The 24,361-nt window shown below is 40.5% G+C and carries 21 protein-coding genes and 2 pseudogenes; 6 read left to right on the plus strand and 17 right to left on the minus strand.

All coding sequences use genetic code 11. The annotated features are described in order from the left end of the window. Positions 1–75 precede the first annotated feature (75 nt). The 5 genes and pseudogenes from ACZ47N_RS06580 to ACZ47N_RS06600 all read right to left on the minus strand — a co-directional run bounded on the left by ACZ47N_RS06580 (position 76) and on the right by ACZ47N_RS06600 (position 4,908). Complete coding sequence (locus ACZ47N_RS06580) at positions 76–981, minus strand: fumarylacetoacetate hydrolase family protein (RefSeq protein WP_464888335.1); 906 nt, start codon at positions 979–981, stop codon at positions 76–78. 71 nt (positions 982–1,052) lie between these two features. Beyond that, on the minus strand, positions 1,053–2,213 hold the full coding sequence (locus ACZ47N_RS06585; RefSeq protein WP_464888336.1) for a UxaA family hydrolase: 1,161 nt from the start codon (positions 2,211–2,213) through the stop codon (positions 1,053–1,055). A 28-nt stretch (positions 2,214–2,241) separates the two neighbouring features. After that, entirely contained in the window at positions 2,242–2,523 is a 282-nt protein-coding gene (locus ACZ47N_RS06590; RefSeq protein WP_464888337.1) for a UxaA family hydrolase, read from the minus strand. Between the two features lie 67 nt (positions 2,524–2,590). After that, positions 2,591–3,610 carry a 2-keto-3-deoxygluconate permease gene (locus ACZ47N_RS06595; protein ID WP_464888338.1) on the minus strand — a complete coding sequence of 340 codons (1,020 nt, stop codon included), beginning with the start codon at positions 3,608–3,610 and terminating at the stop codon, positions 2,591–2,593. 732 nt (positions 3,611–4,342) lie between these two features. Beyond that, a pseudogene (locus tag ACZ47N_RS06600) lies at positions 4,343–4,908 on the minus strand (transposase). A gap of 908 nt (positions 4,909–5,816) precedes the next feature. Here ACZ47N_RS06600 and ACZ47N_RS06605 point away from each other — a divergent pair. The 4 genes and pseudogenes from ACZ47N_RS06605 to ACZ47N_RS06620 all read left to right on the plus strand — a co-directional run bounded on the left by ACZ47N_RS06605 (position 5,817) and on the right by ACZ47N_RS06620 (position 8,087). After that, entirely contained in the window at positions 5,817–6,068 is a 252-nt protein-coding gene (locus ACZ47N_RS06605; RefSeq protein ID WP_464888339.1) for a transposase zinc-binding domain-containing protein, read from the plus strand. 391 nt (positions 6,069–6,459) lie between these two features. Beyond that, positions 6,460–6,594 (plus strand): annotated as a pseudogene (locus tag ACZ47N_RS06610) (transposase); the annotation flags it as partial. Positions 6,595–6,937: 343 nt separating this feature from the next. Then, positions 6,938–7,261: an IS66 family transposase gene (locus tag ACZ47N_RS06615; RefSeq protein WP_464888420.1), complete on the plus strand. Its 324-nt coding sequence runs from the start codon at positions 6,938–6,940 to the stop codon at positions 7,259–7,261. Positions 7,262–7,301: 40 nt separating this feature from the next. Next, complete coding sequence (locus ACZ47N_RS06620; protein WP_464888340.1) at positions 7,302–8,087, plus strand: IclR family transcriptional regulator; 786 nt, start codon at positions 7,302–7,304, stop codon at positions 8,085–8,087. Between the two features lie 154 nt (positions 8,088–8,241). Here the strand turns inward: ACZ47N_RS06620 and ACZ47N_RS06625 are convergent, their stop codons facing one another. The 7 genes from ACZ47N_RS06625 to ACZ47N_RS06655 form a co-directional block, all read right to left on the minus strand. Beyond that, positions 8,242–8,625 carry a transposase gene (locus ACZ47N_RS06625; RefSeq protein ID WP_464888341.1) on the minus strand — a complete coding sequence of 128 codons (384 nt, stop codon included), beginning with the start codon at positions 8,623–8,625 and terminating at the stop codon, positions 8,242–8,244. Between the two features lie 62 nt (positions 8,626–8,687). Continuing rightward, on the minus strand, positions 8,688–9,392 hold the full coding sequence (locus ACZ47N_RS06630) for an ABC transporter permease (RefSeq protein ID WP_464888342.1): 705 nt from the start codon (positions 9,390–9,392) through the stop codon (positions 8,688–8,690). A 75-nt stretch (positions 9,393–9,467) separates the two neighbouring features. Further along, on the minus strand, positions 9,468–11,090 hold the full coding sequence (gene nikA, locus ACZ47N_RS06635) for a nickel ABC transporter substrate-binding protein (protein WP_464888343.1): 1,623 nt from the start codon (positions 11,088–11,090) through the stop codon (positions 9,468–9,470). A 216-nt stretch (positions 11,091–11,306) separates the two neighbouring features. Next, positions 11,307–13,052 (minus strand): ABC transporter ATP-binding protein, encoded by a 1,746-nt coding sequence (locus tag ACZ47N_RS06640; protein WP_464888344.1) that lies wholly within the window; start codon positions 13,050–13,052, stop codon positions 11,307–11,309. Then, positions 13,045–14,817, minus strand: a complete 1,773-nt coding sequence (locus tag ACZ47N_RS06645) for an ABC transporter ATP-binding protein (protein ID WP_464888345.1) — start codon at positions 14,815–14,817, stop codon at positions 13,045–13,047. Before ACZ47N_RS06645 ends, ACZ47N_RS06640 begins: the two co-directional genes overlap by 8 nt. Then, positions 14,814–15,443, minus strand: coding sequence for a TetR/AcrR family transcriptional regulator (locus tag ACZ47N_RS06650; RefSeq protein ID WP_464888346.1), 630 nt, complete (start codon positions 15,441–15,443; stop codon positions 14,814–14,816). The genes ACZ47N_RS06645 and ACZ47N_RS06650 overlap by 4 nt, the downstream gene beginning before the upstream one ends. A 219-nt stretch (positions 15,444–15,662) precedes the next feature. After that, the gene (locus tag ACZ47N_RS06655; RefSeq protein WP_464888347.1) at positions 15,663–16,412 is read right to left on the minus strand and encodes a transposase; all 750 of its coding nucleotides are present in this window, start codon (positions 16,410–16,412) and stop codon (positions 15,663–15,665) included. Between the two features lie 479 nt (positions 16,413–16,891). Here ACZ47N_RS06655 and ACZ47N_RS06660 point away from each other — a divergent pair, with 479 nt between their 5' ends. Continuing rightward, positions 16,892–18,511, plus strand: coding sequence for a M23 family metallopeptidase (locus ACZ47N_RS06660; RefSeq protein ID WP_464888348.1), 1,620 nt, complete (start codon positions 16,892–16,894; stop codon positions 18,509–18,511). Between the two features lie 44 nt (positions 18,512–18,555). Continuing rightward, entirely contained in the window at positions 18,556–19,140 is a 585-nt protein-coding gene (locus tag ACZ47N_RS06665) for a hypothetical protein (protein WP_464888349.1), read from the plus strand. Positions 19,141–19,217: 77 nt separating this feature from the next. On the opposite strand, the gene ACZ47N_RS06670 is transcribed toward ACZ47N_RS06665, so the two are convergent. Genes ACZ47N_RS06670 through ACZ47N_RS06690 form a run of 5 tightly spaced genes read right to left on the minus strand, consistent with a single transcriptional unit; the run spans position 19,218 to position 24,346 of the window. Next, the gene (locus ACZ47N_RS06670) at positions 19,218–19,814 is read right to left on the minus strand and encodes a class I SAM-dependent methyltransferase (protein WP_464888350.1); all 597 of its coding nucleotides are present in this window, start codon (positions 19,812–19,814) and stop codon (positions 19,218–19,220) included. Beyond that, on the minus strand, positions 19,814–20,344 hold the full coding sequence (locus tag ACZ47N_RS06675) for an ECF transporter S component (protein WP_464888351.1): 531 nt from the start codon (positions 20,342–20,344) through the stop codon (positions 19,814–19,816). Before ACZ47N_RS06675 ends, ACZ47N_RS06670 begins: the two co-directional genes overlap by 1 nt. Positions 20,345–20,359: 15 nt before the next feature. Beyond that, entirely contained in the window at positions 20,360–20,680 is a 321-nt protein-coding gene (locus tag ACZ47N_RS06680; protein WP_464888352.1) for a hydrogenase maturation nickel metallochaperone HypA/HybF, read from the minus strand. Beyond that, the gene (locus tag ACZ47N_RS06685; RefSeq protein ID WP_464888353.1) at positions 20,637–21,620 is read right to left on the minus strand and encodes a DUF5692 family protein; all 984 of its coding nucleotides are present in this window, start codon (positions 21,618–21,620) and stop codon (positions 20,637–20,639) included. The genes ACZ47N_RS06680 and ACZ47N_RS06685 overlap by 44 nt, the downstream gene beginning before the upstream one ends. A 35-nt stretch (positions 21,621–21,655) precedes the next feature. Next, entirely contained in the window at positions 21,656–24,346 is a 2,691-nt protein-coding gene (locus tag ACZ47N_RS06690; protein ID WP_464888354.1) for an FAD-dependent oxidoreductase, read from the minus strand. Positions 24,347–24,361 lie beyond the last annotated feature (15 nt).

Raw genomic sequence — 24,361 nt, forward strand, 5'->3', positions numbered from 1 at the left:
CATAGTTTATCGCTGCAAACCATAGGAATTTATTTCTTATTTATGACAACTTATATTAATTACACTAGATTTTTTTTATGCTTTTACTAAATTTCTTAAAATTCCTATCTGATCCACTTCACATTCTACTATATCTCCTGCCTTTAAAAATTTGGGAGGTCTGAATCCCATCCCAACCCCCGAGGGTGTTCCGGTGGCAATAATATCTCCTGGTACTAATGTCATCCCTCGAGAAAGTTCCGATATAATTGTACTGACATCCTTTATCATGTATTTCGTATTAGAGTTCTGTCTTAACTCATTGTTTACTCTCGATTGAATATTTAATTCTATTGGAAATTTAACCGCAGACTTATGTACAATACACGGCCCCATTGCAGTAAAACTATCAAGGCTTTTTCCCCTAAACCATTGCACATGATTCTTTTGAAGACTTCTTGCCGAAAGATCGTTTAATACTGTATAGCCAAATATATATTCTTCTGCCTCTTCTTTTGAAATATTTCTTCCTTCTTTTCCGATAATAACAGCCAATTCTACTTCGTAGTCCATACTTACATCTAAATGACTGTGGCTTTCTATTTCTTCTTCAGGACCCTTTACCTTATTGGTTCTTTTGGAAAAATACACTGTATGCAGTGGTTTCTCCATTCTTTCATCAAAAGCTATCTTTGTTTCATCCACATGATCTATATAATTTAGACCTACACATATAAGATCATGAACAGTTTTTTCAATAGGGGCCCATAGGGTGATTTTCTCTGCGTCATAGGTTGTATACTTGCCTTCTTCCTTTGAAGCAACTGCTTCCTCTAATGTATCCATATCCTGCGTACTTATATTTTTAATCAATTCATTCATATCTGTAAACCTAGTGCTTAACTCCATGGTGTTTAAGTCAATTGCTTTGCCCACACCGTTTTTGTACACACCTAATAATTTTTCTTCTTGATTTTCAATTGTAAAGCTTATAAATTTCATGCTCTATCCCGCCTTCAATCCAAAATATATACGGAATCAGTGAAATTCCACTGACCCCGTATATTGTATTTTTAAACGTAGTTACATGCTCGCATGATAGCGATTTCATTGTAACCTAGCACTTCAGACTTTACTAATTTCCCATTAGCTACATCTAGCAAATCATTTAGCAATTGATCTGTTAGTTCATCCATTGTTTTTTCTCCATAAATTACTGAACTCGCATCAAAGTCTAAGTTATCTTCCATCTTGTTGAATGTTATTTTATTTCCTGTAATCTTAAGTACTGGTGCCACAGGGTTGCCTGTTGGAGTTCCTCTTCCTGTTGTAAATAAAACTATTTGGGCTCCTCCTGCAATCATTCCAGCTACTGACGACGGATCATTTCCTGGAGTATCCATAATCACTAAGCCTTTTTCAGTTACTTCCTTAGCGTAATCGTATACTTCGTTAATAACACTCTGTCCACCCTTATAAATACAACCTAAAGATTTTTCTTCTAAAGTTGTTAGACCACCAGCTTTATTTCCAGGTGATGGATTTCCATCTCTGACTTCTTCTCCAACTAATTGAAGGCTTTTTTCATATCTATGAATAATCTCATAGATTCTATTTTTAACATGTTCATCTTTAGCTCTTCTTGCTAAAATATGCTCTGCTCCAATAAATTCAGTGGTCTCACTTAAAATAGATGTTGCTCCCATTTCTACCAACCTATCACTTAATGATCCTACTAGTGGGTTTGATGCAAGACCTGATGTTGGGTCTGAACCACCACATTCTGTGCCGATAATCAACTTAGAGATTGAGAACTCTTCTCTTCTTTGCATATTAGCTTCTGCTGCCATTTCTTTAGCATACCTGACGGCTTTTTCAACTGTCTTAAGAGTCCCACCTTCTTCTTGAATAATTAAAGTCTTTAAAGGTTTGTTTGTTCTCTCTTGAATAGCATCTACTAAAAGATTCATTTGTGCATTTTCACAACCTAGTGAAACAGCTACAATAGCATAAATGTTGGGGTTAGCCGCAAATCCTGCCATAATATCCATAGTGTATTGTAAATCTGATGGAGGCTGAGAGCATCCATTTTGATTGTTAAATGTTATTGCACCTTGTACCTGATTTGCAATAATTCTTGTTGTATCTGATGCACAAATACTTGCAGGTAAGATTAATATATGATTTCTGATTCCAACTTTGCCATCTGGTCTTTTATATCCGTAAAACTTCATTTTTTTGTCCCCCTCCTGTACTTCCTATTTATAATTCTTCTCTAACGCTATTAACATTGTGTTCATGTACATGCATGCCCACCTCAATATCTTGTGCTGCTTGCCCAATGTTCTCTCCATATTTCTTAATAGGAGCACCTTTTGGTATTTTTCTAATAGCTACCTTGTGATAAATAAGGATATCATCTGCCGCTGTAATCGTTTTCACATCCCCAGCCGGCATTAAGATATTAACCTTTTCACCTTTAGTAATACTTTCAACTAATACGGCTACATTGTCCTTCTCATGAACATATTTTGCATTAACCATTTTAAAATCCCCCTTTTTCTTTCACATGTCTATTAACTATTTAGCTTATGCCAATTTACTTTCTATACTAAACCGTTTTAGATTCTTGAGATATTGATTTTTTAGCATTTGGATTGTTTCCCTTATCAAACTGTCCTTCATATAAAGGCATCTGTGGACTACCGAATTTTTTAGCCCAGTAGCTAGTGATAATAGGTATGCAAATCGCGGTAAATACTGTTGAAGCTGCTACTTGAGTTGTTGCTACCCCAACCCACGGCGCCCAACTTGGATCAACAATTGCAACTGCCGCTGGTACAGCTATGGCATTTCCAGCAGTGCTTGAAACTGCCCAACCTGCATATCCTGGACGTTTATTGAAGATTCTATCGCACCATACAACAAAAGGTCCACTAATACAAATAGTCATTAAACCAAGTAATATTCCAGAAGCTCCACCTTGTACAATACCTGTTACATTTATTCCTGCACCTAATGTTATTCCAACGAAAGGTAGTAATAAACCTACTCCAGGCTTAACAAACTCTGCGAAAGATTTATCTAAGTTTCCTAATATCATACCAAAGATAATCGGAATAACTACAGCTACTAATGAGATTACAGGAACATTTGCCAAGCCTGATGCACCTAAAGCAACTAAGGTCAAGAATGGTCCGTCATTTATAGCGAGTAAACTCATTGAAGTTTGATCGACTTCATCACCATATGTACTTGCTAACGCTAAATACATACTACCATTACTATTAGTAATGGCACTTATTACCGCGAGTGTTGTTAATCCCATAAACCCTGCTGGACCAAAGATATTTCCTATAGCTATACCTATTATGGCTCCTATTACAAACTTAGCCAACAACAGTACGCCACCTCTTCTTAAAACCGAAGTCAATTCCCTTACATGCAACTGTGCTCCCATACATACCAACTGAACTCCTAATATCGCTGGAGCCCCAGCTCCAGTAAATATTGCAGTAGTAAATGAACCTATTTGTAACATTTCCGGAAAAAAAGTATTAATGATTGATGAAAGAAACATAGGGACGATCATCATTCCTGCAGGCACCTTTTTTAGAAATTTCATAATCATAAAAAATTCCCCCAAATATAATTTTTTTGTAACACTGATAATTCACTAAACCTGAAAAGGTTTTCACAAATAATAACCTGCACCAATAGTTTTTTCTAATTACGCCCCCTTCCATTTAACTGTAATAATAAAAAATGCATTGTTTTATGTCATCTTGCTTCAATGTGATCCTAATTCTATTTTCACTTGTTAGTTTGTCTCTATATACGTACATTGGTCTTATATAGGGACTATCTTGATATAAGATTAACATCATTAAAATATTTTGTCAATTGAATTTTTATAAATTTTATTAAGTTTTCAAAAGTATTTTCTGCACCCAACCACCTACCATAAAGTCCTAAACACTTACATATATAGTCTTTTAAAACACACTTGCAAAAGTCTTTAAAACATTGAAATATCAATCTTTAATATCTTGTTTATGATATAATTGTTAAGGAAAAAATTATAGTGAAAGGGCAGAAAAAGCCCGATCATTTTTTCTGATCGGACCTTTTCTGCCCCTCCATTGCCATTTTTCTAATTGAACAACAGGCGCGTCGGAAGATCTATTTCTCGGTAAGGAGAAGTATGTGAGTTTTCAATCTTTATCCACCAAGCCTAAAACAATTGCAATAAAGCACTTTTGATGAAAAAGCGATGATAAAAGGGTTGTTTTGTTAAAACATCATAACTCAAACAAGCCATGTTTTGAATGGCTTTAAAAAACAGCATTCACTTAAAGTGGCCTCATTCCAACTTTGGAATCAGCTTCACGCTTTTTAAGTTGCTGCCGGAGCAAACCGAACATTTTGACACATCGACCCCGAAGAGCATTAGAATGATCAGTTTCGCCGTAAGTCCCTCTAGGATTGATTTCGGATAATTTCTTTTGATCGCATTCCGACAAATAGCCAGTTTCACTTTTTTCGAACGATTGCTGAGGATCCCGTAGTGCCTGATTTTTACAAAGCCTTTCGGAAGAATATGCATGAGAAGTTGTCTCAGAAACTCTTCCGGAGCAAGCGTCATTTGAGAATTAGCCCCGCTATTTTTGTAGTCGTTGGTATGAAACGTAATCTCCTGCTCATTAGCGGATAGAATCCGTGAGTTGACAATGGAAATCGATTGGTGTAACGACCTGAGTACTCAATGACGTTGGCTGCTCCTTTGAAGGTCTCTTCGATATGAGGAATCCATTCCTTCGAATAGAGAAGGTCTACCAGTTGTTCAAAGGCACGCCCTTCTTGAGATACTAAGGAGTCACCCGCAAACACCAGCCAGTCATCCTGATAAAGCTTTTTCAAATCAGCCATAAATTTACCAGAACAAAACCGTCTGCGGCGGTTAAAAAGACTATGATCCGCAAGCTGCTTCTTTCTTAAACTATTTCGGTATCATAATTCCATGGCATTTGATGCATAATGCGGTGGGATGTCCATCTTTATCTCTGTCTTCTGGTGTACACATCTCGTTAACGATGTCTTTATCGATGCCTTTTTCTCTCCTTTTTGTGGGTTTGGAGATTACTGCATACAGTTTTCCATATCTTGGATGCCATATCTCCCATAGTTCCATTGACCCATGGCATTACTCGCATTGCCATGGGTCTTTTGAAAAGTATACAAATAAAAAAAGCGAAGCTGTGAACTATAAGCATTGATGGTCCGGTTTTAAAAAAGCTTGACCTTCTTTAGAAACAAAAATACGACCGTATCTCTTCAAAGGTAATTTGATCCAGCTCTTTATCGCAGGAATCCACTCAGGAAAGGTAACACCTCAGCATACTTTTCTTAAGATACGATTGTATTATTCGTTAAATCGTGCATACAAAATAAATCGTTGAATTTTTCAATGTATGGCATATCGTTAAAAAAATCACGATTAACCAAATCCCCTATAATAAATTAGTTCAATGAAAAGAACCGTTTAGGATGAGCTTTTGTAAAAACAAAATAAACGTTGTTGATAACACTGAAACATGTTACGATAAACACAATGGCAGCACCTCACGTATAGGCTTGTTTTGTGTGGTAACTCAACAATACCTTATATGTGTTCGTGCTGCTATCCTAAATTCAAAGTGCTTTTTGAAAAGGGTTTGGTTTTAAAGCTATCGCGCAAGCGATTTTGTTTTGGATAAGGAAATAGCATACGCAAAAAATGTGGATAAGCTATGAATATGTCATTTGGAAACTTTGTGGAGAAACTATAGCCTAAAAATATGGAAACGAACAGTAAATCCAAATATAAAATCAAAGACATCTTTCAGAAGAATTTTGAACCCTTTTGGGTACAAAACCAGAAGAAATACCCAGCCTATCTGTGCGATCAAATCCAGACACAAATATATAAATTGATCCACTGCGGAGACCCGCAACAAGGAAGCATAAAGTACAAATGCATCCAATGCGGAGTAGAAAAAACATCAGGTTTACCTGCCAATAGCCGGTTCTGTAACATCTGTGAAAAATGATATAGCGACGAATGAAGCGATAAGCAAAACCCAAACTATGGGACGTCATCCATCGGCACTGCGTGTTCACCATCTCCGAAGAATTTCGAAGCTACTTCTTTCACCACAAAGAAAATTTGAAAGATTTGCAAGAAATGGCTTGGAAAACAATTGAAGAAACCATTAATCGCGCAAACCAAAAAAATCAAGATAAAATACGATAAGAAGAATCGCCAGAAATAAAGATGAGAGGGCAATAACCTGGAAAACTAAACTACTTCAACTACCAGAGCCTACGAAAAATCTAGCCATACAAATTAATTAGCTACATGATGAAAAAGAAACTCCAAAAAAGAAAGAATACAGCACCTACTACAAAAGATATCCCGAAAGATTCTACGTCTACGCCACAGGCAAGATGAACAACGCCAAGACAAGTGCCCAGTATATCGGACGATATCTGGCCAGTCCCGCCATGACAGAAAACCAGATCATCGACATGAGCAAAAATCAAATTACCTATTCATTGCAAGCGGTGCGGATTTGAAGAAGGCATTGATGCAGACAGCGTTGACAAGATGTGTACACCAGAAAACAGAGATAAAGATGGAAATCCCGCCGCATTGTTTATCAAATGCCATGGAATTATGATACCGAAATAGTTTAAGTAAAGAAACAACTTGCGGATCATAGTCTTTTTACCCGCCGCAGACGGTTTTGTCCTATAGAAGCATGGAAAAAAACAATGAAATCCCCTCAACCAACTCAATCACAAGAAGATTAAAATCGGCGTTTCCAACAGCTTGAACAGGAAGTGGAAAGCCTGAATGCCAGACTGAAATGGTACGAAGATCAGCATTGCCTTAGCCAACAAGCATCCTAAAGCCTTTCTGGAAGGGTTTGCTGGCTATCTTCATAACGACGGGTATCAAGGCTACAATCAGATTCCCAAGGTCACGGTGATCGGCTGCCTTGCCCATGCTCGTTGGAAATTCACCGATGCACTGAAAGGGCTTAAAAAAGAGGACGAACCAATCTCTCACACCAAGTCCTCCGAAGGGCTGTCCTTTTTCAACCAGCCCTTTAAGCTGGAGAGGGAAAAGTTAAGACGCTTCGCTTGTAGTATCCAAATAACCTCTGATCCAGTGCCTGATAAAGATGGAGTCCATAAACACTTCTTGAAGATGAATGAAATACTGAGAATACGCGAGTAAATGAAATAAAATCTAAGAATAAACAGGGAGGTTATTACTTATGGCCCAAGAAGAACACCGTTCAACAGCTAGAGTATTGGATATACTTCAGTTACTAGCCTTTTCAGAAAAAGGGTATTCCTTAACAGAAATATCTAAAATTATTGACGCACCAAAAAGCAGTATATTTCCCATCGTTCAAACACTTCACAAAAGAAATTTTATTATCTTAGATCAAGCTTCTTTTAAATACACTATTGGATTAAATTCTTTTATTGTGGGATCCTCCTATATAGAGAACTTAGACATCCTTTCCTATATAAGAGAAGAAATGGAAACACTTGTTTCGTCCTGCTCGGAAACCTGCCAATTAGGTATTTTGAATAATAATGAAGTTCTTTATATTGCTAAGGTAGATTCACATCAACCTATTAGAATGATCTCCTACGTAGGTAAAAAATTGCCTGCCTATGCAACAGCCTTAGGCAAAGCACTATTGAGCCAATACACAAGTGAAGAAATTAAAAAGTTATACCCTGAAGGATTAACTTATTTAACAGAAAATACAATTGTAGATTTTGATCACCTTAATGTTCAGTTACAGGAAGTTAGAGAAAAGCATCTTGCTTACGAGAAAGAAGAAGTCGCTGAACATATACACTGTATTGCTGTACCTTTAGAAAAATCTAGTAAAACTATCGCTGCTATCAGTGTAACAATTCCAAAATTTAGAGCAGATGAGAAGAAGGTTACTCTGATTGAAAAGGAGTTGTTAAAAACAAAAGAAAGGATTGAACAGTTGTTTTATAATTTGAATTTTAATGCTGATAAAGTTTTTTCAATATGATAAATATCATTTATCCATCTACCATAACACATTTATATAATGCACCCCATTGTCAAGACACAAAATGGAATTATTTAAGTTAAGCTCCTTTCCAGATTTGTGACTTTTATGAAACAAGGTTTAGCTGGTTTTTTTGATAAAATACCTCAGGGCATCAACCACCAAGGGATGAATGCGGTCGATACGTGTTGTATTCATCTATGTAAACACCAAGAGCTCTGCGCAGCTGCCTGGGTGATTCGAATTCATTAATATAAATCAAGTCGTACTTCAGAGTCCGAAAGAATCGCTCTGTTCGAAGGTTATCCAGTGCTTGACCTTTACCATCCATGGAAATACGGATGCCTTGTTCTTCCAACAGTTCAATATAGGCTTCATTGGTAAAATGGCTGCCCTGATCGCTGTTCATGATCTCAGGCTTCTTGGTTGCAAAAGCTCTTTTTAAGCAGTTTAAGACAAAGGTTTTTTCAAGGGTGCTGCTGAGCTCGTAATCGATGATTTTACGGCTGTACCAGTCAATGATGACAAACAGGTACATGAATCCTTTTTCCATAACCTGATCAGGGCGAACAATATTCAAGTTCCTCAGCAGGTAAGGTTTCATATATTGGGCATGGAAACGCTTACTGAGGTTGGGTTTCGATAGATGGTATAGACACCCATAACACGGAAGACAAGGGCAGGACAAGAGAAACGTCCCCTTGTCCTATTATTTCTTATCAGTCGAACATAGGTAGAAATATAGGTCAGGCTTAAGGGAACGGCCGGCAGAATAATAGCCCCAGCTTCCCGGTTCCCACCAGTTGGCAGAAGCCCTAGTTTTACGCCAAAGAGCCATATCAGCAGAATCCCAATCCAATAATTAGGCATCGCCGAACCAACAAAAATAAACATTCTAACTATTTTATCGAAAATACTATTTTTATATAGTGCGCACAAGACACCAACAGGAATGCTGATACATAACACGATGAGCAAAGAAGCCGATGCAAGTTCAATGGTAGCCGGCAAACTGCATGTGATTTCATCTAAAACGGTCCTGTTTCTATTCACATAAGAGTTCCCGAAATCCAGTCTAAGCGCATCGCCCATCCAAGCAATATACCTCTGAGGGTAGGATTTATTGAGCCCAAGCTCTTCTTTCATTCCTTCCAGCGCTTCTTCCGTCGGTATAATATCATTCACTCTCAAAGCAACTTCTGCCGGATCCACGGGAATAAGGTTAATTAAAATAAAGGCCACCAAGGATACGGCAACGATCATCGGTATCGTCATTACTATTCTTTTTACCATATAGTTTTTCATAGCAATCTCCCTTACGTTGCAGAAAGCCAGATGGGTCATAGAAGAGCTTTCCCATGACCCTATCTGTTTCTAACACTAATCCAGATACATTCTGTCCAAAGGCACTTCAAATTGCGAAGGATTAAAGGTTACATTGTTGACTTTTTCATTGTATACAGCTCTGTTTCTTTCAAAAGTGAGAGGTGCGTAAACAGCTTCCTCGTGTAAATAGGTAAGTATTTCGTCATAGTATGTTTGTCTTTGGATTTCATCGGTGCTTGTAAATGCCTTTAAGATCGTATCATGAAGCTCGTCCACTTTTTCAAGGCCCTGCTGAGCTGCATAGTCGCCATAAACCGCCGGCATCCTCATGCCTCCCAGAACAGAATGAGGATCATATGGCGTCCCCCATGATATATTGAAGGTAATACCAAAGTTTCCACTCTTCATTCTATCTCTGTATGCTTGTTCCTCTTCTCCGGTAATCTTTAGATCCATACCAATTTTTCTCATTTCGTCTTGTAAGTATTCTGATATGGTTCTTTCCGTTACGCTATCCGCATTGTAATGCAGCTGTATTTCCAGCGGTTCTCCGTCTTTTTCTCGAACATTCTCTGCTTCATTCATCTGCCAACCAGCCTCTTCCAAAAGGCTATTGGCTTTCTCCAGAGAGTAAATGTATCCATTCAATCCGACATCACAGTATGGAACGGTACTGGCTAACAGTCTATCGGCAGGAGCTTCCAGACCATAAAATATTCCTTCCGATATTTCCTCTCGATTCACCGCAGCGTTAAATGCCTGCCGTACCTTTACATCCGATAAAATTGGATCCGTAGAGTTCATAATAAGCATTCTGGTTGCCAACGGATCAGATAAGCTTGCACCAAACCCATCCATCTCCGAATACTTGATGTAGGTATCCGCATCTACCATGTTTGTTCCATAGATAATATCAATTTCACCACTTTCCAAGGCAAGTGTTCTTGATTGGTTATCCGGCATAACCTTCGCAACGATCCTGCTAATCTCTGGTTTTTCTGCCCAATAATTTGGATTGACCTCAAATACGGCATATTCATCAATATGGTTTTCCGCAAGTACGTACTTCCCCGTTCCAATTAGTTCACTGACTCCATTTTTTGTAGTGCCGTCAATAAATGCCTCCGGCGAGATGAAGCGAAAGGGTCTTGTTACGGCAAGCTCAATTAGTAGAGGGTAATAGGGTTCTTTTAGTTCCATTTCAAAGGTATACTCGTCCGTGGCGCTATAGCTTTCTAGCAATCGGATACTTTCAAGCCATCCATGCCGATCGTAGTTGTCATAAATCGCTCGAAAATTGTCTTCTACCACACTGGCATCAAATGGATGCCCATCCGAAAATGTAATTCCTTGACGAATATGAAAGGTATACTTGCGTCCATCTTCAGAGATGTCCCAATCTTTCGCCAGCCAAGGCTGAATTCCATCCTCTGTAACCATGACCAAACCTTCAAATAATAAATTTTGTGCAAAAAGTTCTCCACTATAGAGATGAGGGTTTAGGTCTCTTATATCTCTAAAGTTAACAAAGACCAGCTCCTCCGAAACCTCCTCCGAGGTCGGATTGTTTTCTTCTAGATTTGAAGGAGATTCTTCTCCCCTCGTGCAACTTGCCATCAACATCACAATCAACATGCTCATGATAAACCAACTAACTTTTTTTCGTGTTAACATCATCGGCTGTTACCCTCCTAATGTGCTATGTTTCGGCTAGAAAATTTTCCTCTCGCATTTCTGATCAAGCGATAATAATAATCGATTGCAATATGATTATACTGCAACCGTTACTGATAATCTATGCATAATTGCGATCGTTTTTGTACTTTTAGCCATAAAAAGCCCCCGTCCTCCCTTTTATGCTTTTTACTAAGGAGAAACGAGGGCTTATTGATCTTACAGGCTCCACATCAAGCTTTCCTGCTGAATGTTCCACATATTTGAGTAGGGTCCATTTTGTAAAATCAAATCATCATGAGTTCCTTCTTCCACCAAGGTTCCGTTTTCGAGCACAACAATTTTATCTGCATTGGCTATGCTTCTCATCCGATGCGCAATAATGAGTACTGTTTTATCGCGAATGAGTTGAGACATCGCTGTTTGTATCGTTGTTTCGTTTGTTACGTCCAAGGATGCTGTGGCTTCATCCAACAGCACAATAGGCGCATCTTTCAACAGGGCTCGCGCAATCGAAATACGTTGTCTTTCTCCACCGGACAAAGTCTCTCCATTCTCTCCTACAATCGTTTTATATCCTTCCGGTAGTTTTCTGGCAAAGTCATGGCATTGGGCAAGTTTCGCAGCTTCTATTACCTCTTCGTCCGTCGCATCCATTTTTCCAATTCTGATATTATCCATGATGGAGGCATTGAATAGAACTACGTCCTGAAAGACTACGGAGTAGCTTTTCAGCAGGGTCTCCGGTTCAATTTTTTTAATGTCATAACCGCCCAGCGTAATTTTCCCTTTGTCCACATCCCAAAATCGAGCTGCCAGTTTTGCTGTAGTACTTTTGCCTCCGCCGGAAGGTCCTACTAAAGCCGTTATTTCTCCTTGTCTCGCTGTAAAGGATACATTCTTTATCACTTGCTTCCCTTCCTGATAAGAAAAATCTACATTTTCAAAAATAATATCGAAGTTAGAAGGGTGAAATTCAGTTTTTCCATTTTGAATTGGCATTGCTTCCATTTCCTTCATGCGATTAATCCGAACATCAAGAAAAAACAATACAACGAGATAAGAGAACACTTCATCTAGAGGTACATAAATTCTGGAAGCTACCATTAAAAAGATTAGATACGTAAACAAGTCAATTGATCCAGACAGGATTAGGTTTGCCCCTACAAAGATCACGCTGACCAATCCCAGTTTCAGGAGGCTTTGAGATATGTTGATCACCGATCCTACCAACAGCTCTCCTTGGATAAGTTGTTTTTCATGTTGATCAATGGTTTTATTCAAACGATGCAAGTATGTTTCTTCCTGATTGTAGGACTTAATCTCCTGTATTGTCTCCAGTCCTTCTTGAATCTGTTCACTGACCTGGCGTTTGGTTGTATATCCAGATAAGAAACATTTGTGCTGAATTTTTTTTGATATAAGAATCACGCCCAGTGCAAAGGGAACCACCCATAACAATGCCAATGCAAGCTGCCAATTATAGAGCATCAGTCCAATCGCCATCACATGAATACTAATGACCGTTGCCAGAAGCTGAGGCACCGCATGCGAGAAAGTGTGTTCCAAATCAGTGCTGTCATCCATCATGGTTGATGTGAGGTCAGACAGGTTTTTTTCAGCAAAAAAAGAAAGAGGTAACCTGCGAAGCTTCTCAGCTAGTGATATCCTGCGATTAGCGCTTTCTTCATAGGTCGTGATAAATGTATTTTTATACTGAATAGTGGCAATGAAAAACATAACCAGCATAAATCCTGCAGCCATTAGCAGATAGTACCACAAACCGTTGTCGGCGATAGCGGATCTATCAAAAATGGCTTGCCAGTAATCGTCAAAAAAGGAAAAAATATATACTACCGGTAGCATTAACGCTAAATTAAGTACCGTCGAAAACAAAGTTCCTTTTATAAAATCTTCAGCGCCTTTGCGTGACAGGGCAAATCGCCTTTGCGCCATACTAATCATGTTCCTGCTCCTTTCTGATTTTCCAACGAACGGCTTTCTGATATTCATTCCACATGCTGGCATAGGTTCCTTCTTTCTTCAATAGTTCCTGGTGAGTACCTCTCTCGATGATTTTCCCTTCTTTCGTCACCAGTATTTCATCGGCTGAAGTGACGCTGCTTAAGCGATGAGCAATCATCAGCACCGTTTTTCCTTTGGTTAATTTTTTAAACGCTTGTCGAATCAGATGCTCATTTTCTGGATCGGCAAAGGCAGTTGCTTCATCAAGAATAACGATGGGAGCATTTTTAAGCATGGCCCTGGCAATAATAATTCGCTGCTGTTCTCCACCCGAAAGATATGTTCCCTCAGTGCCAATTTTTGTGTCATACCCTTCCGGCATTTTATCGATGATTTCCCGACATTGCGCCATATCAATAGCCTGTTCCACTTCCTCCATTGTAGCAGATGGTTTTCCATACTTAATATTGTCTAACAGGGTTGTCTTAAAAAGTCGTGTATTCTGAAATACAAAAGAGATATGATTCATCAACTCTTTCGAATCAATGTCTTTTACATTCACCCCGCCAATCATCACTTCTCCTTCGTCAACATCCCAGAATCGCGGAATCAATCTTGCAATGGTGGTTTTTCCACTTCCAGAAGCTCCTACCAGTGCCAGTGTTTTTCCTTCAGGGATTTCCAAACTTACGCGATCTAATGCTTTGTATCTGCCTCCTGGATAACGAAAAGATACCTCTTTAAATTGAATGCAATGCTCTTCTATGGGTTTGGGATCAGCAGGAACCGTCAGTGGTTCAACCTCTATCAAATTCTCAATTCGACTGATGGCTTCGCCGGCTTGCCCAAACGCTTGATTTAAATGCATGCTTCGCATAATGCTCTTTGCAATTGTTGGCGTGATCAGTACATACAAAAATAAGTTAAGGATGATTGATGCTATATTCCCTGTATTATTAATCATCAGAATTGCCACCGGTACCAAAAAGAATACAAAGCTATTCATGATAACTGTATAGGCTGACATTGGTTTTTCCCATAACCTGGCATAATTTGATACCATTGTTTTATAATTGACAATACTTCTGTGGAAATCTTTAAAAGAATAAACGGTTTGCTGAAACACTTTTACCACAGGGATTCCCCGGACATATTCAACGGCCTCTGTATTCATTTCTTCTAAAGATGTTAAGTAGCTTTTCATGAAATTCTTGCCTTTCGTTCCCATCATGGATCCCATAATCAGTATGGAAATAACAATCGGCATTAAGCATGCCAGCCCCAGTCGCCAGTCAAAAATAAAAATTAGAACCAGTACGGACACTGGTACCATAATGGTCGCAGCAAGGTCTGGCATTTGATGTGCCAAAAAACCATGTGTGATACCAGCATTATCGTCAATAATTTTTCGTATGCGTCCAATTGTATTGGTATTAAAAAAACCTAAAGGCATTTCAGTTATTCTTTTCATCGTAATCCTTCGTATATTTGTTTCGACCCTAAACGCAACCAAATGCGATAAGGACAAAGCAATAAAGTACAGAGCAACACTTGCTATCGCAGCTCCTACAGCCCACAATGCCAATGCCATGACCATTCCGGAAGAAAAGCTTTCCCCGGCAGCAAACAGTTCTCTAACAATGAACCAAATAAGAATATAAGGTACCATTCCTGCCAGTGCGCTAACGCCTGATAAAACCAAGGCCGCAGGAAGAAGCCCACGCCTCCCTTTCATGTACGGTTGTAATTTTACTAACGTATTCACGAATAACCCTCCCAAAATTCTGAATTTTTCCTATCTTGTTGCTTTTTCAAAATCATCATAAGCTCTTCTTCCATCATTCTACGCAACACATCCTTCCTGCTTTCCAACAATTCAGGGCCTGGCAGGATGTTTTGAAAAAATGTAAATCCATTAATCATTCGACTCATAAATAGGAGCTGCTGTTGTATCTCTGGATCTTCCCCTATGCCTAACCGATGGCACAAACCTTTCAGAAAGTAATCTTGCAGCTTCCGATATTCCTCTTCCGCTTCTGGGTCAAAGGGAATCATAGCCATAAAGATAGCAAATAGCTTTCGTTCAGGCGTCCTTCTGATCATTTTGTCCATGATGGCATCTAGCAACTTATCAAGCATTTCTTCCCAGTCTGCTTTTTCTTCAAGTATGTTTTGACTAATCTCCATTTCTAAATACGCTTCATTATGATACCTCATAATATCGAACAAAATATCTTTTGTTCGACTATAGTGGTGATACACTCCACCCTTTGACAGGCTGGTCTTGTTGATAATGTCTTCCATTGTCGTTGGCTCGTATCCTTTTTCCAAAAAAACCTCCTTCGCCGCCTGGCATATCTCTTTTTTCCGTTCTTCACTGGTTTTGCGCAATGTTCCCTTCTCCTTTCAAAACCGACGCTGCCGTCGGTTCATGAGTAAAAAAATATTATCATTGATAACGATTCTCACAATCAGTTTAAACATCTTTTCCTGTCCTGTCAATCTTTTTCGTTTTATTTTTTCTGCATTGCGCCGCCTTTTGCTCCCAGGACAAGGGGACGTTTCTCGCGTCCCACTCCAAGTTAAGCAGGCTCTCCACATTCATCCAATTCATCTAACGCTTCTCTCAACTACTCCTTTACTAACACCGAACACCCTGGCCAACTGACGAACACTGCCGTGGTTATTGTCATAAAGACTACGGATCAATTCTCTGCATTCATTTGTCTTTAACTCTCCAGGAGTTACATGATAATCTTTTTGTATTTGCTTAAGCAGCTGATTATCTGTCATTTTTCCTTTAGGTTCAAATCCTAAGCACTTATCTTCCCTTTGTTGGTTCATAAAGGTTTCAAATTGTTTTTTAGATTTAAAATAACCCATGATTCTATCTGTTGCCACATGGGTGTTTTTTCCGTTATAGGCTTCCAGGTAAAGCGGGTAACTGCTCCACGAATAGCTTTCTGCTTTTTCCACCATTCCTGCCTTTATCGGATTTTGGTGAATGTAGCGGGCAACAGTAACCAGATAAGCGTCATCTTCCACAGGTTCGCTACTGTACCGATTCTGGAAGAGATGGCCACTTCGCCCATACTTGTGATTGTGCCACAGCACATAACCCACTGTGATTCGTTTTATGGCTGTACCCAAGTCTTCCATTTCTTCGAGTAAGAGATGAATATGGTTATCCATCAAACAGTAGGCCAGCAGTTGAAATCCGCTTTTTTTCTGTGCTTGAAGCAGTTGCGTCAAAAATTTTTTCCGGTCGCCTTCTTCTAAAAAGACGTTTCGGTCATCCATTCCTTTTAACATAACATGATAGATTCCTGTACTGCTCTTCTTTCGTGCTTGTCTTGGCATTCGAATCACCCTATCCTACCATATCATAAGCACCAAAGCAGGACAAGAGAAACGTCCCCTTGTCCTATTTCTGTTAGTGACAATCGATAATGTCTGGTGTATGATTAAGGGAACAGGAATAGCAATTGCATTATTAGAAGGTAACAAGAAGATGCCTCAAATGAAGACTAATCGCAGATGAAACAAAAAAATATTCTTCTGATGCTGAATGCTAGTTTAGTTCCGGTATAAAGCAAATATTCCCAGCAGAAGCTTCAAAGGCCCCAAAACTCGAAAATCTGATACCATGACTAGCTAGGCCGTTCATTCATGATGAAATGGATTTAACATCAAAGGATTGATCTTCCTGACCATGATCAATGGAAAAAGAGCTCCCTTGATCATGACTTGCAGTTGAGTAGGAACTCTTTTGATTCTAGCGTTGATCTCTCCGTAGGCGTAGGCTATTCTTAAAAAAGGGACAAGTGAGGAGCATACTAATGAAGCATATTCTGAATATTCGTTACCTGTGGATCTCCTTTGTTTTCATCATCATGATGCTTCTTTTGACTGCATTTATTTTTCCCCTTCCAGTAAGTTTGGTCTCTGGAATAACCGTAGAACATCTGGCGTCTGGCACAACCAGTTACCATGCTTTGGACCAGGATGATGCATCAGCCTTGTTACAGGGACTTTCAGGAGAAGCTTCAGCAGAAACCTCGGAGGAAGCCTTGGCTCATTCTATGGCTTCCTTTATGATGACACTGCATACCCGCTGGCTTCCCAACCGCCAGTATGAAATCTCCGGATCCACGGATGAAATCCTATTTACTCGACGCACAAGCCGACAGCCTTCTATTTCTCGACATCCAGCTTTTTTCTATCTCCATCCCGCTTTCCAACCATTATACGATCATGCAACGCCGCCGACCATTCAAATTCAGGGGCTAGACAACGTCTTTCATCCTCCTGTTACTCAAGCCATATGGGAATTTCAGCGGATTGATGGTAGCTGGACAACGTCTTCCCAGGTCAGGGATCTTTCTCATGATTCTGTTCTTCCAGTGGATCCTTCTAATGACAGCCTGACGTTAAACCTTGATCCTTACCCGGATGAAATATGGTTACAAGTAACGGATCCTTCCGGGGATATGCGTTACAAGGACTTTTGGGAAAATTCAACCCTACCAATTTTTCCATATAATGGACGTCACAACTATCAGTTGACGTTTTCCTGGACAGATGAAGAACAGCCCTACCGCGGCGCCCTCACCTCTGCCTTTTCTCTGGAAATGAATCTGCCCCCAGAGTTTCAAATACCTGGTCCTCATGCACTACAAGGAGAAATGCTGGTGTTTCATGCCCGCCACCTTCCAGATGGGGCTACTCCGGTTTTTCAACACTCCTTGACAGAGCAGGTGGACTTTTACCCTCTGGAAGACGGAGTTGCTGCCTATATCCCCACCCACTACGGAACCCGCCCTGGAGAATACGTGCTGTCCTATGGTTTGGAAGGTGAGCCCTTACAGGAAGCTACCTTAACTCTGAATCCTCGGGATTTTCATATCCAGTACCTGACCATTGATGCTGGAGTTGCCGCTGCTACTCGAAATGAAGAAGCCGCCGCCATGACAGCCAAGTACTTTTCTCCCGCTCGGGATCATAGCAATCCAGAACGTTATTACTCAGAACCTTTTATGATTCCCGTTAAGGGCAGGCTCACCACAGAGTTTGGCGAAACTCGATATGTCAACAATGCTCCCACCTCCTATCGGCATTCAGGTTTGGACATCGCTGCGCCTACAGGCACTCCAGTAGTCGCCACCAATCGAGGAAGGGTGGTACTGGCCATGGATTTAATAACCCAAGGAAAAACCGTGGTCATGGACCACGGTCAGGGGCTGTTTAGTGTTTATTTTCATCTGGATGAACTCAAAACTGTTGAGAATACCGTGGTCGAAAGGGGTGAGATTATTGGAACCGTAGGGACAACTGGTTTCTCTACCGGCCCTCATCTTCATTTTACCATGTCCCATTACCGGCACAATCTGGAACCAGGTCATTTTTTAGTTGGTGAGCCTATCACCTACCAAAATGCCGTCCATTACCTGTCTCCATAGGAATAAGGACCGTGGAACCAGACGGAAGAAAAGGAGCAATGTACATGCAGAAAGAACCTTCTTTGTATAAAAAACAGGTGCTGGTAGGCAAGGGGATCTGCCTACTAGCTGTCGGATCTCTCTTGTATTTCTGGTGGACGGATCCTTGGATGTCTAAGGGGCCGGGTATGATCCTAGGGGCAATCCTGTTGTTCCTTGGCTTCGGTATAACGCTGGTCTATCATTCCAAAGAAAAATTTTTCCAAGAAGCAATCCGTCATTCTTTTTTGGTGTTTTCCTTGGACCCAGACATGCTCCGCACCATGGAAAAAGAAAATCGCATGGTAGCCCTTGGGCAGACAAAGTCTTTTGTCATGATTAGCTTAGATGGCGTTTTTATGTTGGGCCGTTTTTTTCGATTTAAAGATTTTCAACAAATTGATGGCATTGATTGGCAGAATGCTGAAAAGAGGGCTAACAAGCCTGGCATCCTAAAAATTCGTTGTTTGCATCGCAGTTCTATGGATCCAAGCATCCAGCATACAGATGCTCAGCAACGAAAAGAACTCTACATCTTAATCCCGCCAGCATACAATCAACCAGCTCTTCAGGCAGTTTATCAACTGCGAGACACCTATGTATACCGATAAACCTCTACACCTCATTGCCAAGGGTATCCTTTAAGGGGATGCCCTTGGCACAAGGATACTGGGAACATAAAGGTCCCTCACTTGAGAATTAAGCAAAAGCTTTGGGATGTGTCTGTAAGATGTGTTTTTTCTAAGCCCACTTCTTCACCAAAGGCCCTTAATACTTGGCTGGAGGGCAATCGGTCTTCTGCTACGACTTCCCCACACTGCCGCTTGTGTATGCCATTAATTTCATCTCGGCTGCTGCCGTGGGCAATGGTTAAGGTGCCTCCTGGCTTAAGATGTGTTTTCATCTGATGAATGGCTTGTCGTTTATCTTCAAAATGAGGAAACATGGAGTAACAGATAATATGGTGGAAACTTTGATTTCCCAGGTCTTCCAATACATTTCCTCTTCGATATTCCACCTGGGGATGTGTTGTTTTCATTTTTGCTCGTTTAATCATCTCTTCTGCTAGATCTATAGAAAGAATCCAGCCTTCTTCTTCTATTTCCTTTAGAAGATAGGGCGTTAAGATCCCCGTGCCACATCCCACATCCAGAATGCTCTCTCCTTTTTGAATTCCAATTTTTTTCAGCATGGTTGTTATTTTTTGGGGATTATGTGTGACTTGCTGATCCCAAGTAGCTGCTTTTTCATTGAAGAAGGCTCTTTCTTTTTCTGTTTTTGTCATTATCGATACCCTATTTCTTTTTTTCTCAGGGACATTACGCCAACTACAGAAGGGATAAAAATAAGCTGAATCAAAATTCCCGGAATGCCCGTCAGAATGCTTCCAGAAAGAAAAATCATGGGTCCTGGCAAGTTGGGTGCAAAAAAACTGCCCAGCAACCAAACCATTGCTCCTGCTACCATTCTTCCTGTCACCATGCTAATACAAAGGACTGGAAGTAGTTTCTTTTTTTGTTGGTACACCAAATAGCTTGTCACAAATCCATAGGTGGCCAGTTCCATCATCATAATGGGCATCATCGGAAAAATGGGTGGCATCCCTGTAAGCATGCTGCTAAGGAAGGGGGTTAAGAATCCAACCAATCCTGCTAAATAGGGATTGATCATTAGGCCTGCAAAAAATACAGGAAGATGCATGGGTAGAAACACTGGTCCTGCACCTCCAACACTATGAAAGGCAATGGGTAAAACTACTCCCATCCCTATAAACATAGCTCCCAATACTAATTCTCTTACATTTTTACTTTTCATCTTTATCTTCCTTTCTTACCGTGCTATCATTTCTTTAATTAAAAACTCTTTGCCACGAAGCAACTCCCACTCCGTATGATAACAGCGGGGACACCCGTCTTGATGCTGGGTCAGATGAAATAAATGACTACATGCTTTGCAACGACCATTGGCAGGAATAACCTCAATCTCTAGCTCTGTATGGGCCAGCATGGTTCCGTCCACCGCTGCAGGGTAACATGCTTCAACGTATTTGGGAATCATCGAAGAAAGTTCTCCGATTTGCAGTACTATTTTTTGGATTTCTTTTATTTTATGAGCTTGCGCTACTCGCTCTACACTTTTTACTACTTCCATAACCACCCCCAGCTCGTGCATCTTCCATCACCTCATTTTCATCTTCCTGATACTGGGCTGTTCCAATCCATAGTTCATCTTTGAATGGATTTTTCTTTGTTCTACATATTCGGACGGTTTGCCACACAAAGAGGGTTCCATTGAGCCCAAGTGATCCAATGGCTAAGGCCCAGTTTGCTGTAGGGTTGTAGCTTAAACTGGCTTGAAGTACGCTCCCTGCTGTGAATAAAGAGGGAAAGGTCATAATAAGAATCATCCACACGCTTAGGGTATGGGCTCTGTTTTGCATCCATGTTCCCTTTGCCCAGAAGAAAGCAGGAATAATAGGGGCTAGGTTTAGTGCAAAACCAGAATATAAGGCGTTATTGGGAGAACAAGAGTAGACGTAAGAAATATTCCAAACCGCATAGGCCACAATATAAAAGGACCCTAGATCTGGCCATACCATATCGACTCTATTCTTTCGCTCTTTTCTTTTGATGCCCACCCACCCGCAAAGCAGCAAAATATTTAGAATGCCGGCTATGGCATTCACATAATTCCATCCACCGGAGATATAGTAGGCTCCATCTACGATTCCATGAAATCCAGCCATCACCACCTGAAATTCCCTTACCACCGCTTCCAAGATGTTTATGGCGAGAATTCCTGGAATCAGTAGTAGGTATTTTGGGTTTTTTAGCGGATAATCTGTAAATCGAACTACCATATAAATCAAAGAGCCGGCCAAAGCTGAGTAAACCTTAACCCAGAAAAACCATGAAACAATTTCACTATCCTGAGAAACCCAGAAGAAGGTCATGATCATAGGCAGTACTAAAAAAATGGCTAAACTGATTTTTTTGCTCATGCGTATCAGTTCATTGATCCCAATAGCCGTCAGTAACACCACAACAAAGGTTACTACATTAATACTTGTAAGATTTTCAAAAAAGAACATACCTATCCTTCCTTCCATAATGAGGTGATGGATTTTTATATGTTGCTGATGATTTTACGAACCTTCCTTTTAATTTCCTTCTTTTTAATTCTCCACTTTCGCTTTAATGCATATTTTACGACTATAGGCTTTAATTTTTCAAAGTCTACGGAGGTTTCATCATACTTTCGATGAAGGGAAATGGCATCAAATTTACATTTGGTGACACAGGATCCACATCCTACACACATAAACTCATCTACTTCTGTGGCTCCACAGTCCAGACATCGTTCTGTCTCTTTTTTTACTTGCTCTTCCGTGAAAATGCCTCGAAGGTCTTTAAAGGTCTTTTTCGTTTCTTTTCCTTTGAGCACCTGCATTCGTTGTCTTGGCAATTGATCATACCCTGCTAAATCAAGATTTTCTTTATCCAAAGGCCGATAATCCCGATTTTTTCTTCCTAAAGTAAGGCTCTGGCCTTTATGGACAAAACGGTGAATGGATATGGCTCCTTCTTTTCCTTGTGCAATGGCATCAATGGCAAATTTAGGACCTGTTAGGGCATCTCCACCAGCGAAAATGTCTGGTTCATTGGTTTGGAAGGTAATGCCATCCGCTTGGACGGTTTCATTGCCATTGCGTTTTACACTGGTATCCTCTAATAAGGAACCCCATTCAATCCTTTGTCCTACGGAAAGGAACACATGTTTTGCATGTAGGGTTTTTCTTTGAGTCTCATCAAAGACTGGTTTAAACCTTCCTTCTTTATCCATCACTTCAAGGCATTTTACGAATTCAACTCCTGTTACTTGGCCCTCTTCTCGAAGAATTTTCTTAGGCCCCCATCCATTCCGAATAAGCACGTTCTCTTCTTTTGCTTCATGGATTTCCTCTTCCAAGGCTGGCATTTCCTCTTCTGATTCTAAACAGACCATTTCTACTTCATGGTCCGTAAGGCGAACGGCAGTGCGGGCTACGTCAATGGCAACATTTCCCCCTCCGATTACCACCACTGGTCCTTGGATATCCACAGATTCTCCAAGGTTTACCTTCCTTAGAAAGTCTACGCCGGTGAATACGCCTTGACCTTCTTCTCCTTCAAGGCCTAGAGATCTTCCTTGCTGAGCTCCAATGGCAAGATAAAAGGCTTGATACCCTTGGCTACGCAAGTCTTTCACCGTAAGGTCTACACCCACTTCCACCTGGGTTTTAAATTCAACTCCTAGGTCTTTTAACACTTGAATTTCCGAAAGAATTACTTCTTTTTCCAGTCGATAATTGGGAATGCCTAAGGTCAACATGCCTCCCAGTTCTTTCTCTTTTTCAAAAACAGTCACAGGATAACCTTGAACCGCCAGATAGTAGGCACATGAGAGTCCTCCAGGGCCTGATCCTACAACAGCAATTTTTTCCGTATGGTGTCCTTTTTTCTTAGGTATAAATCGATGTTTTTCCTTTATTTCTTTCTCAGCGATAAATTTTTTAATGTCATCAATGGCAATCGGATCATCTAAGTCGCTACGGGTACAGGCGGATTCACAGTTTTTAGGACAAATTCTTCCGCAAACCGCTGGCAATGGATTTTCTTCTTTAATTAACTCCAGTGCCTCCATGTACTTGCCTTCTGCCGCCAGTTTAATATATCCTTGAATTCCAATATGGGCTGGACATTCGGCTTTACAGGGGCTCGTACCAGAATCTGTTACTACTTGCATGTTTTGTCGATAATCAATATTCCATTTATCCGATCCCCACTCCGTATCGTAAGGAAGTTCTTCTTTTTCTCGATGAACCACTGTTTTAGTGCATATTTTTTGTCCTAATCGCAGGGCATTGGTGGGACAGTTCTCCACACATTCACCGCAGGCCACACATTTATCTTCGTCTACTTTTGACACATAATTGGATCGGACCATATCTGGATTACGATACATGGCCGCAATTCTCATGGCAAAGCAGGAGCATCCGCAACAATTACAAATGGCATGGGTTTTGCCTGGTCCATCCAGATTTGGGATGGAGTGCATTAAACCGTTTTCTTCGGCTCGATGAATAATCTCAAAGGCTTCTTCTCTTGTGATCTCTCGACCTCTTCCTGTCCGAATATAATACTCGGCGGCATGATCTAATTGGATGCACATATCTTCCTTGAGATGCCCACATCCTTCACCCATCACTTCTCTGGAAGTTCTGCAGGAACAATCCGAAACCGAAAATCGGTGACTATCCTTCAAGTATTGAGACACTTCTTCATAGGAAGCTTTTCTTGTTTCTCCTTGAATGGATTCTTCGATGGGTATCACTCGCATGGGTCCTGTGCCCACAGGAAATATTCCTGCGGCTTTGGGTCCTCGGACTTTTCCATATTCGTCAAAGGCAATGGCTATTTCTGGATATTTGGCTACGTTTTCCTTGTGGTTTGCCATCATTTCCATATGGCCTGGAACCCAAATATCATGCCAATAATGGTCTACTCCGTCCATTTCGTTGACAAAGGCAGCTCCACAAAGAGCCAGTTCCCATAGCTGTTTTTCTACTTCTTCTTTGGATCGACCCATCTTATCAGCAATCTGTCCAGCATTTTGTGGTACTCTAAACTCCAGCATCATTCCTACATCCGCCATGTCTTCTGTCACCACGGGTGCTAAAATTTTGTACTCTGGCCGATCAGGGGTAATGCCATCTGCCTTGCCTTTTTTGCTTCGACTTATTTTATTGGCATAATCTAATACACGTTCTTTCACCATCCTATGGCCTCCTCT

Source organism: Tindallia texcoconensis (assembly GCF_055383815.1).

Bases quoted from the DNA above. Each gene is read 5' to 3' on its own strand.
- ACZ47N_RS06580 (WP_464888335.1), bottom strand. From the start codon at position 981: ATGAAATTTATAAGCTTTACAATTGAAAATCAAGAAGAAAAATTATTA.
- ACZ47N_RS06585 (WP_464888336.1), bottom strand. From the start codon at position 2,213: ATGAAGTTTTACGGATATAAAAGACCAGATGGCAAAGTTGGAATCAGA.
- ACZ47N_RS06590 (WP_464888337.1), bottom strand. From the start codon at position 2,523: ATGGTTAATGCAAAATATGTTCATGAGAAGGACAATGTAGCCGTATTA.
- ACZ47N_RS06595 (WP_464888338.1), bottom strand. From the start codon at position 3,610: ATGATTATGAAATTTCTAAAAAAGGTGCCTGCAGGAATGATGATCGTC.
- ACZ47N_RS06605 (WP_464888339.1), top strand. From the start codon at position 5,817: ATGGAAACGAACAGTAAATCCAAATATAAAATCAAAGACATCTTTCAG.
- ACZ47N_RS06620 (WP_464888340.1), top strand. From the start codon at position 7,302: ATGGCCCAAGAAGAACACCGTTCAACAGCTAGAGTATTGGATATACTT.
- ACZ47N_RS06625 (WP_464888341.1), bottom strand. From the start codon at position 8,625: ATGTACCTGTTTGTCATCATTGACTGGTACAGCCGTAAAATCATCGAT.
- ACZ47N_RS06630 (WP_464888342.1), bottom strand. From the start codon at position 9,392: ATGAAAAACTATATGGTAAAAAGAATAGTAATGACGATACCGATGATC.
- nikA (WP_464888343.1), bottom strand. From the start codon at position 11,090: ATGATGTTAACACGAAAAAAAGTTAGTTGGTTTATCATGAGCATGTTG.
- ACZ47N_RS06640 (WP_464888344.1), bottom strand. From the start codon at position 13,052: ATGATTAGTATGGCGCAAAGGCGATTTGCCCTGTCACGCAAAGGCGCT.
- ACZ47N_RS06655 (WP_464888347.1), bottom strand. From the start codon at position 16,412: ATGCCAAGACAAGCACGAAAGAAGAGCAGTACAGGAATCTATCATGTT.
- ACZ47N_RS06660 (WP_464888348.1), top strand. From the start codon at position 16,892: ATGAAGCATATTCTGAATATTCGTTACCTGTGGATCTCCTTTGTTTTC.
- ACZ47N_RS06665 (WP_464888349.1), top strand. From the start codon at position 18,556: ATGCAGAAAGAACCTTCTTTGTATAAAAAACAGGTGCTGGTAGGCAAG.
- ACZ47N_RS06670 (WP_464888350.1), bottom strand. From the start codon at position 19,814: ATGACAAAAACAGAAAAAGAAAGAGCCTTCTTCAATGAAAAAGCAGCT.
- ACZ47N_RS06675 (WP_464888351.1), bottom strand. From the start codon at position 20,344: ATGAAAAGTAAAAATGTAAGAGAATTAGTATTGGGAGCTATGTTTATA.
- ACZ47N_RS06680 (WP_464888352.1), bottom strand. From the start codon at position 20,680: ATGGAAGTAGTAAAAAGTGTAGAGCGAGTAGCGCAAGCTCATAAAATA.
- ACZ47N_RS06685 (WP_464888353.1), bottom strand. From the start codon at position 21,620: ATGTTCTTTTTTGAAAATCTTACAAGTATTAATGTAGTAACCTTTGTT.
- ACZ47N_RS06690 (WP_464888354.1), bottom strand. From the start codon at position 24,346: ATGGTGAAAGAACGTGTATTAGATTATGCCAATAAAATAAGTCGAAGC.